Origin of the sequence: Anaeromassilibacillus sp. 1001302B_160321_C8, from assembly GCF_015554745.1 — a bacterium.
Classification (GTDB): Bacteria; Bacillota; Clostridia; order Oscillospirales; family Acutalibacteraceae; genus Anaeromassilibacillus; species Anaeromassilibacillus stercoravium.
In genome coordinates this window covers 21,043-33,407 of record NZ_JADNJD010000022.1, presented here as the reverse complement: position 1 = coordinate 33,407, position 12,365 = coordinate 21,043, and the positions used below count along the sequence as shown (strand labels likewise).

The 12,365-nt window shown below is 58.9% G+C and carries 10 protein-coding genes and 1 pseudogene; 5 read left to right on the top strand and 6 right to left on the bottom strand.

The window, feature by feature from the left end; translation table 11 throughout:
• The 4 genes and pseudogenes from I2E77_RS12555 to I2E77_RS12540 form a co-directional block, all read left to right on the top strand.
• Positions 1 to 2,055: pseudogene (locus I2E77_RS12555) on the top strand (hypothetical protein); the annotation flags it as partial.
• A 113-nt stretch (positions 2,056 to 2,168) separates the two neighbouring features.
• Positions 2,169 to 3,272 (top strand): GNAT family N-acetyltransferase, encoded by a 1,104-nt coding sequence (locus tag I2E77_RS12550; protein ID WP_191441734.1) that lies wholly within the window; start codon positions 2,169 to 2,171, stop codon positions 3,270 to 3,272.
• 4 nt (positions 3,273 to 3,276) lie between these two features.
• Positions 3,277 to 5,475 carry a Tex family protein gene (locus I2E77_RS12545; RefSeq protein ID WP_195451353.1) on the top strand — a complete coding sequence of 733 codons (2,199 nt, stop codon included), beginning with the start codon at positions 3,277 to 3,279 and terminating at the stop codon, positions 5,473 to 5,475.
• 607 nt (positions 5,476 to 6,082) lie between these two features.
• Positions 6,083 to 6,442, top strand: a complete 360-nt coding sequence (locus I2E77_RS12540; protein WP_195451352.1) for a DUF805 domain-containing protein — start codon at positions 6,083 to 6,085, stop codon at positions 6,440 to 6,442.
• Positions 6,443 to 6,517: 75 nt separating this feature from the next.
• Here the strand turns inward: I2E77_RS12540 and I2E77_RS12535 are convergent, their stop codons facing one another.
• The 4 genes from I2E77_RS12535 to I2E77_RS12520 are packed head-to-tail and all read right to left on the bottom strand — an operon-like array spanning position 6,518 to position 8,903.
• Positions 6,518 to 7,387 carry a hypothetical protein gene (locus tag I2E77_RS12535; protein WP_191441731.1) on the bottom strand — a complete coding sequence of 290 codons (870 nt, stop codon included), beginning with the start codon at positions 7,385 to 7,387 and terminating at the stop codon, positions 6,518 to 6,520.
• The gene (locus tag I2E77_RS12530; RefSeq protein WP_191405989.1) at positions 7,374 to 7,943 is read right to left on the bottom strand and encodes a hypothetical protein; all 570 of its coding nucleotides are present in this window, start codon (positions 7,941 to 7,943) and stop codon (positions 7,374 to 7,376) included. Before I2E77_RS12530 ends, I2E77_RS12535 begins: the two co-directional genes overlap by 14 nt.
• Positions 7,930 to 8,400 (bottom strand): anti-sigma factor family protein, encoded by a 471-nt coding sequence (locus I2E77_RS12525; protein ID WP_191405988.1) that lies wholly within the window; start codon positions 8,398 to 8,400, stop codon positions 7,930 to 7,932. Before I2E77_RS12525 ends, I2E77_RS12530 begins: the two co-directional genes overlap by 14 nt.
• Entirely contained in the window at positions 8,397 to 8,903 is a 507-nt protein-coding gene (locus I2E77_RS12520; protein WP_191405987.1) for an RNA polymerase sigma factor, read from the bottom strand. Before I2E77_RS12520 ends, I2E77_RS12525 begins: the two co-directional genes overlap by 4 nt.
• 456 nt (positions 8,904 to 9,359) lie before the next feature.
• On the opposite strand from I2E77_RS12520, the gene I2E77_RS12515 reads away from it, so the two are divergent.
• Positions 9,360 to 9,650: a hypothetical protein gene (locus tag I2E77_RS12515; RefSeq protein WP_195451351.1), complete on the top strand. Its 291-nt coding sequence runs from the start codon at positions 9,360 to 9,362 to the stop codon at positions 9,648 to 9,650.
• A 74-nt stretch (positions 9,651 to 9,724) separates the two neighbouring features.
• Here the strand turns inward: I2E77_RS12515 and mgrA are convergent, their stop codons facing one another.
• The gene (gene mgrA, locus I2E77_RS12510) at positions 9,725 to 10,723 is read right to left on the bottom strand and encodes an L-glyceraldehyde 3-phosphate reductase (protein WP_087235246.1); all 999 of its coding nucleotides are present in this window, start codon (positions 10,721 to 10,723) and stop codon (positions 9,725 to 9,727) included.
• A 131-nt stretch (positions 10,724 to 10,854) separates the two neighbouring features.
• Positions 10,855 to 12,114, bottom strand: a complete 1,260-nt coding sequence (locus I2E77_RS12505; protein ID WP_195451350.1) for a DUF1015 domain-containing protein — start codon at positions 12,112 to 12,114, stop codon at positions 10,855 to 10,857.
• Positions 12,115 to 12,365: the final 251 nt, after the last annotated feature.

Here is a 12,365-nt window from a genome sequence, read left to right as displayed (position 1 = left end):
GATACCACGATTGCCGCGGCGGACTATGATGCACCGCAGGGCTATGTGTACAGCCCGGTAGCAGCGGACCAGTCCAGCGCGGTGACGGTTAATGATGAGACGGGCACCGCAACCCCGGCGACGGTTGTCTTTACGGTTGTTGAGGAAGAAGCCAAGACGATTGAGTATGTCTTGCATTATCAGAATACGGTGAACAATCAGTTGCTTACGGAGACTAAGAAGGTTTCGCTGGAGGTTCCGGGCAAATACACCATTGCAACGCCGGATTGGGCAGGAAGAACTGAGACCATTACGGCCCCAGTACCGGAGGGCTATGTATTTGATCCTGCTTCGCAGTCCTTTAGTGTAACGGTGGATGCAGGGGGCGCCGCTACTCCGGAAACCATTACGTTTGATGTAAAGCCGGAAGACAGCGGCGAGGAGCCTGGCCCCAACCCGGGAACAGACCCGGACCCGGAGGAGCATCCGGAAGCGTATCAGGTGCGCGTGGATTTCCGCGATACGGAGACCGGCGCATTGCTGGATCAGAGTTATTCGAAGACCTACGGCGGCCTGTCGAAGGCGTCCCATACCTTTACACCGGTAGCAGCGGCGCAGACCGATACAGCCACGGCGCACTATGTAACCGCACCGGAAGGCTATGAATACGACCCGGCGACACAGACGGCGCAATTTGTCACCATCCCCGTGGTGAACGGCCCGAAGGTGATCGAGTTCACCGTAAAAGAGGTGGGCAGCGGCGAAGAGCCCGGCACCGACCCGGACCCGGAGGAGCATCCCGAAGCGTATCAGGTGCGCGTGGATTTCCGCGATACGGAGACCGGCGCATTGCTGGATCAGAGTTATTCGAAGATCTACAGCGGCCTGTCAAAGGCGTCCCACTCCTTTACGCCGGTGGCGGAAGCGCAGACCGATACGGCCACGGCGCACTATGTGACCGCGCCGGAAGGCTATGAATACGATCCGGCGGTTCAGTTGGCGCAATTTGTCACCATCCCCGTGGTGAACGGCCCGAAGGTGATTGAGTTCACTGTAAAAGAGGCAGACAGCGGCGAAGAGCCCGGCACCGACCCGGAGGAACCCGAGAATCCGGATTGCGAACGCGACGATCATATCATCCGCGACGCGGAGGACCTGTACAATGTCCGCCTGCATCCCCATTGCAACTTTGTTTTTGCCAATGACGTGGACCTGAGCGAAGCCTATCCGAATTGGGAACCGATTGGAGAATTGAAGAGAATTGATGACTGGTGGTACGGGACTTATTATGAGCCCACGGAGAATGTATTTACCGGAGATATGAACGGAAACGGGCACAAGGTTACCGGCTTAAATGTTGGAACGTTGAAGAGTTACAACGGCCTGTTTACCTACTCTTCCGGCACCATCCGCAATCTGACCGTGGAGGATGCGGTGGTCAACGCCCACAGCGTTTCCGGCATTTTGGTCGGATGGAACGTGGGAACCATCGAGAATTGCACGGTTAGCGGGACCGTCACAGCGGGAGATCCGCTGCAAAACATCTGGCAGGTCGGCGGTATAGTTGGCGACAACGATACCAACGGCGTGATCCGCGGCTGCGCTTCTTTTGCAGATGTCAGCGGGAATCCATTTGGGTATCCGTATCAGACGGTGCATTATTATTACGGCGGCATTGCGGGAAGCAATTCCGGAACCGTGACGGACAGCTATTCCATCGGCACCATTAAAGGTGCGCGGGCAGGCGGTTTGATTGGCCTGAACAATGGGGACGTTTCAAATTGTTATACGGTCAGCACCGTCTATGCACAGACGGATAGCTTTGGAAATATCGATACGTATACCCATCCGTCCATCGGCGAACTGGGCGACGGAACGGTAGACGCGGAATCCATCTTCTTCTTAAAGGGGAACCTTTATCGTGGCAGCCAGCTTTTTACCGGCTGGGATAATGATAAGTACCGCGGTTATGGAAAAACCGAGGAGGAAATGAAGAACGCTTCTACGTATCTCGACGCCGGTTGGGACACCAGTGTCTGGAATCTTGTGGACGGCGAATATCCGACTTTGAAATAGAATCGGAATCCATAAGGAAGGGGCCCCCGGCATATGCCGGGGGCCTTCTTGCGTCCATTTGGAAAAGCACGTATAATAGAACCCAAGAATCCAAGAAAAAGGAGAAACATTCCATGCCTGTTATCCAAATGGTTGAAGTCTTTCCCGAACAGGTGGACGAGCTGGCCGCTTTGGCAAAGCCCATCTGGACGGATCATTTTACCCCCATTATCGGCGCGGAGCAGACCGCTTACATGATTGAAAAATTCCAGTCGGCCCCGGCCATGCGCGCACAGATGGCAAACGAAGGGTATCACTACTATTTCTTTTTATACGACGGCCAAAAGGCCGGGTACACCGGCATCCGCCGCGACGGGGACAGCCTGTTCCTCAGCAAAATCTATGTGGAAAAGTCCTTCCGGCGCAAGGGGATCGCATCCCACGGCATCGCCTTTATGACCGACCTCTGCCGCCGCGAAGGATTGCGGAAAATTTGGCTCACGGTCAACAAGCACAACGACGGCTCCATCGCCTGCTACCGGTCGCGGGGCTTTACCGTCGCCTATCCGCTCGTGACGGACATCGGCAACGGCTTTGTGATGGACGACTATGTGATGGAGAAATGGGTCGCGCCCCGCACCCTCCTGTATGTGGACACCTGCCTGCGCACGGGCAGCCGGACGCGCGAACTGGCGGACGCGTTCCTCAACGCCTATCGGAAGGCGCATCCCCAGGATACCGTCGATGTGGTCCGCTTGGCAGAGGCGGACATCCATTGCATCCGCGGCGAAGAGCTGGAACGCCGGGAGGCGCTCAAGAGTCAAGGCAAGATCGACGCGCCGGAGTTCGCCGAGGCCCGCCGGTTCGCCGCGGCGGACGGCATCGTGGTCGCCGCGCCCATGTGGGAGCTGAGCTTCCCGGCCATCCTGAAAGCGTATATCGAGACGGTATCCGTGCCGGGAATCACGTTCCGCTATGGCGAGGGCGATACCGGCTGCATCGGGTGCTGCAAGGCGAGCCGTTTGCTCTATCTGACCACCCGGGGCGGCCTCTATACCGGGGCGGCGTCCGGTTTGGAGCTGGGCGAAAAAGAGATGAAGGCCCTCTCGCAGTTCTTCGGCATCCCGGGCTTCGATTGCCTCTTTGCAGAGGGGACGGACCTTCTCCCGCCGGAAGAGGTCGCAGAGCGGATGGAGCAGGCGAAGAGCGCGGCGGCGCAGATGGCAAGGGTATGGTGAGCGGATGGATTTTGTAACGATACTTTCAGAGCAGTTCCACCTCAAAAATTGGCAGGTGGAAAAGGTCATAGAGTTGATCGACGAGGGAAACACCATCCCGTTTATCGCGCGGTACCGCAAGGAGGCCCACGGTTCCCTGGACGACCAGACGCTGCGCGAAATTGCGGAGCGCCTGGAATACCTGCGCGGGCTGGAGAAACGCCGCCAGGAGGTGGCGAGCCTCATCACGGCCGCGGGCAGCATGACCGAGGAGATCGCCGCGGCCCTGGACGGCGCTTCGACCCTGTCGGAGATTGAGGACATCTACCGTCCCTTCCGGCCAAAGCGCAAGACGCGCGCATCCGTGGCGCGGCAGAAGGGCTTGGAGCCCCTCGCGCAGGAAATCTACAAACAGGACCCAAAGGCTTCCTACCCCATCGACCTGGCGGAAGCCTACGTCAACCCCGAATTGGGCGTGGAGACGCCGGAGGACGCGCTTGCGGGCGCAAAGGACATCATCGCAGAGTGGATTTCGGACGACGCCGGGATCCGCAAGCGTTTGCGCGTGGTGACGATGGCGCAGGGCGAGCTGGTCAGCAAGGCCGCCAAGCCGGAGGAGGAATCCGTCTATGAGCCGTACTACGACTTCCGGCAGCCCCTGCGGCAGCTGGCGGGGCACCGCGTCCTGGCGGCCGACCGCGGCGAACGCGAGGGCTTCTTGAAGGTGAGCGTGGCGCTGGACCCGGCGCGCGGGCTGAACATCGTGTATTCGGTCGCGGTCAAGGAGGGGTCCCCCTGCACGGACGCGGTGCGCGAGGCGGCAGAGGACGCTTACAGCCGCCTGATTTTCCCCGCGATCGAGCGGGAGGTGCGCAACACCCTGACGGAAAACGCGGACGAAGCCGCGATCAAGGTCTTTTCCGTCAACCTGCGCCAGCTCTTGATGCAGCCGCCGGTCAAGGGGCGCGTGGCGATGGGCCTGGACCCCGGCTACCGCACGGGCTGCAAAGTGGCGGTGGTGGATGCGACCGGCCGCGTGCTGGATACGGGCGTGATCTATCCCACGCATTCCAAGGCGAAGGTCGAGGAGGCGAAGAAGACCGTCTCCGAGTTGATCCGCAAGCACGGGGTGCAGGTGATCGCCATCGGCAACGGTACGGCCAGCAAGGAGACGGAAATCTTTGCAGCGGAAGTGATCCACGAGCTGGGCGCCGGGGTTTCGTACATGGTGGTGAGCGAGGCGGGCGCGTCCGTCTATTCCGCCAGCAAGCTGGCCGCCCAGGAGTTCCCGGATTTCGACGTGACCCTGCGCAGCGCGGTTTCCATCGCGCGGCGCTTGCAGGACCCGCTCGCGGAGCTGGTCAAGATCGACCCGAAGGCGATCGGCGTGGGGCAGTACCAGCACGATATGCCGCCCAAGCGCTTAAACGAGGCGCTCTCCGGCGTGGTGGAGGACTGCGTGAACACCGTGGGCGTGGATCTGAACACGGCGTCCCCGGCCCTGTTGGAAAAGGTTTCCGGCGTATCGTCCGCCGTATCGAAGAACATTGTGAAGTACCGCGAGGAGAACGGCGCATTCCAAAGCCGGTCGGAGCTCAAGAAGGTGCCGAAGCTCGGCCCCAAGGCGTTTGAGCAGTGCGCGGGCTTCCTGCGCGTGAGCGAGAGCAAAAACGTGTTGGACAATACCGCCGTGCACCCGGAGAGCTATGCGGTGGCGAAGGCCCTCTTGGAGCGCTGTGGCTTCACGTTGGAGGATGTGCGCGCGGGAAGGCTGGACGGCCTGCGGGATAAGGTGGCACAGGTCGGCGAGGAGACACTTGCCAAACAGCTGGACACCGGCGTCCCGACCCTGCGGGACATCGTCACGGAGCTGCTGCGTCCCGGGCGCGACCCGCGTGACGAGCTGCCGCCGCCCCTGCTGCGCACGGACGTGCTGAGCATGGAGGACCTCAAGCCCGGCATGGAGCTGATGGGAACCGTGCGCAACGTGATCGATTTCGGCGCGTTCATCGACATCGGGGTGCACCAGGACGGCCTGGTACACATCTCCCAGATCAGCGACCGGTACATCAAACACCCCAGCGAGGTGCTCAAGGTCGGCGACATTGTGAAGGTCTGGGTGCTCTCCGTAGACGTCAAAAAGAAGCGCATTTCCCTCACCATGCGGGCACGCAGTGCCCCTCGCGCCTCCGGCGAGAGCCACGTAAGCGAAGCGGAATCGTGATATTTCTTACTCCACGGGGGACGCTCTAAGAAAGCCCACAGGGATTCGTTTCCCGCTCCACAGGGACGCACAGCGTCTTTCGCGCCTCCGGTGGGCACACAGTGCCATTTCGCGCCTCCGGCGAGGGCCACGTAAGCGAAGCGGAATCCTGATATTTCCCGCTCCACAGGGGACGCTCTAAGAAAGCCAACGAGGACTCATTTCCCGCCTCACGGTGGGCACGAAGTACCATTTCACGGACGCACAGCGTCTTTCGCACCTCCGGCGGGCACGAAGTGCCATTTCGCGGACGCACAGCGTCATTTCGCGCCTCCGGCGAGGGCCACGGAAGCGAAGCGGAATCGTGATATTTCTTACTCCACGGGGGACGCTCTAAGAAAGCCAACAGGGATTCGTTCCCGCTCCACAGGGGGCGTTCGAAAAAGGCAGGCGGGATTTATGTTTCGCCCCACAGAAGTGCCCGGAACAAGCCAACCTCTTTGCAAGACAGAAAGCAAATCATGGGAACAGCCCATCCTTATTTTTAAACTGCTTTTGCACAAAGAGACTTTTTTGCAGAGCAGCATATACGATAATCCTGGACAAATGATGAAAGGGAGTTGCCACTATGGATTTCTTTCAGCCCTACGTGAATATGTTCCGCAACTATATAAACTTTTCCGGCCGTACCCGCCGCAGGGATTTCTGGGTGGCCGTCCTTGTCAACTTCGTCATTACCTTGATCCTGAGCATCCTGACCAGGATTCTTTCCGTCTTCGGTGTGGTCCAGACGATTTATGGGTTGGCTATTTTGCTCCCGTTCCTCGCCCTCTGGGCAAGGCGGCTGCACGACATCAATATGAGCGCCTGGTTCTTGCTTCTGAACCTGATCCCCGGCATCGGTTCGCTCATCCTGCTTGTGTTTGCCTGCATGGACAGCCAGCCCGGTTCCAACCAGTATGGCCCCAATCCCAAAGGGATGTATTGATAGAGAGAAGAAAAGAAATACGCCCGGAGCCTCCAGAAGGGAGGTTCCGGGCGTATGTTTTTGGTTGGGAAGGGGTCATACGGTTCCTTCCTCGTCCGGTTCGGGCTGGGTGACGTCCACCAGCTCCGCCAACTGTTCGGCGGAGAGCTCCTTCTGGAAGCGGTCGTGGATCGTCAGGTCGTATTCCGCCTGGCCGTTGTCCAGATTGCCCGCATAGAAGGAGACCGAAACCAGGGAGAGGTTGCCGGTGTCCAACCGGTCGGAGATCGCTTTGCAGCGCTGTGCAAACGCCTGGGCGTCCGCGTCCTGCCCCACCAGCCGGACGTCGATGTGGACGTCGTCGTAGGCGCGCAGGTCCTGGTAGGTCTGCGGGAGGTCCCGGCTGCCGCCGTTCAGCGAGACGTGGACCGAGAGGGAAGAAATCTCCTGCGTCCCCTGGAGCTGCTCATAGCATTGGTCGCTGATCTGCTGGGAGATGGATGCCTCCGCCTCATAGCGGCCCTCGCCGTATTCATAGACGACCGAACCCGCGGAGAGCAGCAGGCTGCCGCCGATGACGCACAGGCAGAAGAAGCCGCTGAGGAAGTCGTATTTGAGTTTGTCCTTGCGGAACAGGAAATTGCTTACAAGCACCTCCACGCCCAGGAGGATCAACAGCACCGGCGACCACTTTGCGGCGGTAAAGAGCATCTCCATGTTGTGGAACAGCAGGAAGAGGAGCACCAGCACGCCGCAGGCGATGAGGGCGACCCCCATCGTGAAGCTCCCCACCCGGCGCACGCGCTGGGGCTTTTGCAGCGGCTGGGGGCCGGGGGCCGCGTGCTCTGTGTAGCCGGCGGGTTCCGGGGAGGGGTTCTTTTCGGTCTCCCAGCCGGCGGCGGTATCCCCAGCGGAAGGCTGCGGGATGCCGGAAGAAATGTCCATCCAGGTCTCATTTTGCATCATGGTCGTCGCCTCCATATTCCACATAGTCCTGATCGTCCTGCTCGTGGACCGTATACTTCTTTTTGCCGCCGGTCACCAGGTAGATGCCCAGCAGGATGATGGCGGTTGCCACGAGGATCGTCGGCAGGCTGTTGATGAGATGGTACAGCCAGGGCATGATCTCCGAAAGCTGGTACAGATAGGGGCCGACGATGTTCTGGAACAGGATCCACGCGCCAAAGAAGATGCAGATGATGCCGACCAGCAGGTGGCGCCGCTTCAAGACCACCTTCCAGTCCTTGTTCAGAAGGCCGTCCATGTCAAACAGGAAGTGATCCTCCCGCGCCATGCGCTCTTCATAGGGGACGTTGCGCAGGTTCATGGCGTCAAAGAAGGAATAGAACCAGATGACCGGCAGCAGGATCAGCAGGAACGAGAGGTTCAAAAAGCCGGACAGGGCGATGGTCAAACAGAAGAGCAGCATCAGGGAGGCGCCCTTTTTCATCAATCCCAGGTACATATGGCCCGCACCCGGGAACAACGAGAACACAAAGGTCCAAAAACTACTTTTTTTCATTGCCGGAATCTCCTTTCAAGGTCAAGCTTTCGAAAAATTGTTGGATGCCGTCCGTCATCCGGTCTCCGATCTCCCTGGTTTTATCGGAAAATTGCTGCGAAAAGGAGGTCAGGTTTTGGAAGGGGTCCGGCGTATGGGAACTGGTTGGCACGGTGAACACGCCGCCCAGCCATAAGAGCATGGTGAGGCAGGCCGCGACGCCCGCCGCCACGTAGCGGTTGAAGAACAGCTGCACGGCGCGCTGCCGGATGCTGCGCATCACGGAGGGCCGCAGCGTTTCCGGGGCGGGAAGCAGCTCGTCCTCGCAGAGGCGCGCGGTGTAGCGCTCGGTGCAGTGGTCGCAGAAGGCCAGGTGCTCCGCGATTTCCAGCCGGGCGAGCTCATCCGGCTCCCCATGCAGCAGGTCGTCAAACGCGCGGCCGGTCAGATGGCCGTCTTGGTCGAAATAGGGTTTCATCGGTCAAGCTCCTTTCCCAGCTGCTCGCGCAGAATTTGTTTCGCGCGGTAGAGCTGTGTCTGTACGGTTTTTTTCGGCCGGTTGAGCCGCTTTGCGATGTCCTCAACCGGTTTTTCCTCCAAAAAGTAGAGGATGGAAACCTTGTGGTAGGGCTCCGGCAGCGCCCGGATGCGTTCCTGGATGCGGGCTTCGCCCTCCTCCGCGAGGAACGCTTCTTCGGGGCTGCCTTGGGCCGGCAAAGCGTCCAGAGCCTCTTCGCCCGGGGCGCTGACGCGCCGCGCATAGGCGCTTTTTAAATGATCCTTTGCCTTGTTCGCCGCAATGCGGCAGATCCAAGGTTTGTAGTGTTCGGGCGGGCAGCGGTCAATGCTGCGGTAGGCGGCGAGGAACGTCTCTTGCGCGAGGTTCTGCGCCTCCTGATAGTCCTGCACCATCTGGAAACAGACGGTAAACACGAGCTTCTCGTATTGCCCGACAAATTCGGAAAACGATTCATTTGTCATAACTGCCCGTGTCCACCCCCTCCATCCGCATGTGCTTCACGGCCGTTCACTTGATAAAACGAGGTTCCCATCGGGATGACTTCAAACGATTAAAAAAATTTTTTATTTGGCGGCAGGCGCCCTGCGGTATAGGTCCGGCCGTCTATTTTTCATCGGTATGGGCCTCGAAAGGGAAAGAAATCCGATTTTATAAGGGAATTGATCGAAATAGATACAATTTATTTGTAAATAAGAGATATAGAAATCAAACGCATAGCGTGATAAAATGTTAATAGAAATTTATAGATCGTTTTGTTGAAATGTGAATATTATTGGCGTGGATATGGAAATGGAGGAAACCCTCCACCCATTTTGCAGAGGGAGATTCCACAGGCCCCATGCGTGGGCCGCCAAGTGGGTCCAGAAGACGTATATAGCATCGCAACACAGGGATTTGAGGAGACTGGGGGTTGGATTATGGAGAAAGGGAAGAAGCTTTTTTCCATCCTGTTCCGTGTATTGAGTACCTTGTTTGTAGCCGGGGCAAGCTATGTTGCGCTGGCGGGGACGTTCGGAATCGGGAAGGTCTGGCGGTGCGTGCTGCTCCTGTTGGCCGATGCCTTGCTCAACGAGGATGCGATTCGCCTCCTTTGGAATCACTGGAGAAAGGGGACGGCATTGGATTGGCAGACGCCCACGATGGTGTCTCTACTAATTGCTGCGTTCGCCTATGTGGTGTGCTGCGTGGCAATCGGTATATCTGGATAAAAACGACTCCCAAAAGGCAGATACGTAAAAAAGGAACTTCTTTTCCAAGGGGAGAGAAGTTCCTTTTTGCTTGCTTATTCCGCGGGGCTGATCGCGTCGATCGCCCGAAGCTCTTCCTCGGTAAAGGAGGTATGGCCGACGATCTCCAGGTTTTCCAGAATCTGTTCCGGCTTGGAAGCGCCGATCAGCACGCTGGTCACTTCGCCGTCGCGCAGCACCCAGCTCAGGGCCATCTGCGCCAGGGTCTGGCCGCGGTTTTTGGCCAGCTCGTTCAATGCGGTGATCTGCGCGAGCTTTTCCGGCGTGAGCTGGTCCGCGTGCAGGAAGCGCCCGTCCGTCTTGATGCGGCTGTCCTCCGGGATGCCTTTCAGGTACTTGTCCGTCAAAAGCCCCTGCGCCAGCGGGCTGAACGCGATGATGCCGCAGCCGTTCTGCGCGGTAAAGGATTTTACGCCGTCCGTCTCAATGTGGCGGTCAAAGATCGAATAGCGGGTTTGGTGGATGATGAACGGGCATTTGAGCTCCTTGAGGATCTCCATCGCCTGCCGGGTGTGTTCCAGGTCGTAGCGGGAAATCCCGGCGTACAGCGCCTTCCCGCTCTTGACCGCCGTATCCAGCGCCATCATGCTTTCCTCCAAGGGGGTGTTGGGGTCCATGCGGTGGTGATAGAAGATGTCCACATAGTCCACCCCCATGCGTTTGAGGCTCTGGTCCAGGCTGGCGAGCAGGTATTTCCGGCTGCCCCAGTCCCCGTAAGGGCCGTCCCACATGGTGTAGCCCGCCTTGGTGCTGATGACCAGCTCGTCGCGGTAGGCGTGCAGCTCTTCCCGCAGGATGCGGCCGAAGTTGCGCTCGGCGCTGCCCGGCTCCGGGCCGTAGTTGTTGGCGAGGTCAAAATGGGTGATGCCGTGGTCAAACGCCGTGAAACACATGGCCTTCATGTTCTCGTAGTTGCCGTTGGAACCGAAATTATGCCAGAGGCCCAGGGAGAGCGCGGGCAATTTCAGCCCGCTGTTGCCGCTGCGGTGGTAGGTCATCGTGGCATACCGGGTATTACTAGCGGTATAAGACATGCAAAATCCTCCTATTTATTTTATTAAGTGAGCCACTTGCTTTTTCAAGAAGCAAAACTTTCAACAACGGATTGTTGAAACAGTGGAAAACATTACGAAACGTAATGAACTGCGCGCATAGAACGGCGGGATTATTCGTCCAGCGGGTGGAACGCCAGGCCGGTGAGCAGCTTGGGATAGAACCAGGTGGACTTCTGCGGCATGGTCTCCCCGGCGTCCGCAACCTCGCGGATCTCTTTGACGCGGGCCGGATTGACAAAAAAGACGCATTGGCTTTCCCCGGAACGCGCCGATGCCAGGGCCTCGGAAAAATGGCGCGTATAGGTGAGGTTTTCCTGCTTGGCGAGGCTTTCCGCGCCGATGCCCAGCATCCCCTCCAGGATGACCTTGTGCAAAAGGGAGACGTTCAGGTTCCGCGTGGCCGGGCTTTGCTCCGGGCAGAGCCGGTCCATCAGCGTTTCGTCTTTTAAGAGCAGCAGATGCCAGGTTTTGCCGCCGGAATAGTAGGCAAACGCCTTTTTCGCCTGCCGGTGGAGCGCATCCATGTTGGTCTCGATGTATTCCGGAGGGGTGTCCATCTCATACACCTGGAAATAGGCCTCGCACTGCTTGAGTAGGGCCGCTTCGTCAAAGTGCTCCAACCCATGCACCAGCCGGTGGATCGGCAGCACGGCCAGCCCCGCGCTGTGGAGGTCCGCCAGGCCGGTCAGGATGAATTCCCCGCCGGGCAGCCCCTGTTCGCGGCGCCAGTTGCGGAAATGCAGCGCCGTCTCGTAGCGGTGATGCCCATCCGCTATGTAGATGTGCCGGTCCCGGAAATCCTCGCACAGCGCGCCGAGCACCACCCGGTCGTTGACCACCCAAAGCCGGTGCGTGACCCCATCCAGGGTGCAGGTGTAGCGCGGCGTATCCATGGAAAGGCGCTCGATGCGCTCGCGCGTTTCGCGCTTTGGGTCCTCGTACAAGCCGTATACGGGGCTGATGTTGCAGCCCGTGGCCTGCATCAGCTGGAAGCGGTCGCGCTTTGCCGCGTCGAGCGTATTCTCATGGGGCAGGACGGCGTTTTCCGAAAAATCGGAGAGCCTCATGCGGCACAAAAGGAGCTTGTTGCGCAGGGTTTCCCCGCGGACGGAAAACTCCTGCTCATAAATGAACATGGCCGGGGCGGGATCCCGCTTGAGGATCCCCTGCTCGGTCCAGGCGTTCAGCAGGTCCGCCGCTTGCGGATAGGAATCCGGGACTTCCAGGTGCATACTGTTGTACGGGCTGCGCGCCAGATAGGTTTCCCGGTCGCCCGGGGCAAGCACATCATAGGGAGGGCAGACGAGGTTTTCCAGGCTGCCGGCTTTTGCCGTATAGCGCAGGGCGCGCAGAGGGGCGATTTCTGCCATGGAGACCACCTTTCCGGCTTCGGAGGGAAGCCATTTGATTTCAATAAACAAATTTTGCCCGGAATGCGGGGAAAGCCCCCGCCGGGCGGTGATAACATTTGGTTTACGGCCGTTCGCATAGAAGGGCGTTTCTTTTCTAATTATAGGAAGGAGCGGTTTGTTTGTCAAAACGATCGCGAAAAATGCCGGGATGCGGCTTTGCATCCCCCGGCAGCAGCTGGATAGACGTCCATCCGGGGCCTGTACAAGCC

What these genes read in the sequence shown, in the direction of transcription:
- I2E77_RS12550 (WP_191441734.1), top strand. Translation starts at nt 2,169, where the DNA reads ATGCCTGTTATCCAAATGGTTGAAGTCTTTCCCGAACAGGTGGACGAG.
- I2E77_RS12545 (WP_195451353.1), top strand. Translation starts at nt 3,277, where the DNA reads ATGGATTTTGTAACGATACTTTCAGAGCAGTTCCACCTCAAAAATTGG.
- I2E77_RS12540 (WP_195451352.1), top strand. Translation starts at nt 6,083, where the DNA reads ATGGATTTCTTTCAGCCCTACGTGAATATGTTCCGCAACTATATAAAC.
- I2E77_RS12535 (WP_191441731.1), bottom strand. Translation starts at nt 7,387, where the DNA reads ATGATGCAAAATGAGACCTGGATGGACATTTCTTCCGGCATCCCGCAG.
- I2E77_RS12530 (WP_191405989.1), bottom strand. Translation starts at nt 7,943, where the DNA reads ATGAAAAAAAGTAGTTTTTGGACCTTTGTGTTCTCGTTGTTCCCGGGT.
- I2E77_RS12525 (WP_191405988.1), bottom strand. Translation starts at nt 8,400, where the DNA reads ATGAAACCCTATTTCGACCAAGACGGCCATCTGACCGGCCGCGCGTTT.
- I2E77_RS12520 (WP_191405987.1), bottom strand. Translation starts at nt 8,903, where the DNA reads ATGACAAATGAATCGTTTTCCGAATTTGTCGGGCAATACGAGAAGCTC.
- I2E77_RS12515 (WP_195451351.1), top strand. Translation starts at nt 9,360, where the DNA reads ATGGAGAAAGGGAAGAAGCTTTTTTCCATCCTGTTCCGTGTATTGAGT.
- mgrA (WP_087235246.1), bottom strand. Translation starts at nt 10,723, where the DNA reads ATGTCTTATACCGCTAGTAATACCCGGTATGCCACGATGACCTACCAC.
- I2E77_RS12505 (WP_195451350.1), bottom strand. Translation starts at nt 12,114, where the DNA reads ATGGCAGAAATCGCCCCTCTGCGCGCCCTGCGCTATACGGCAAAAGCC.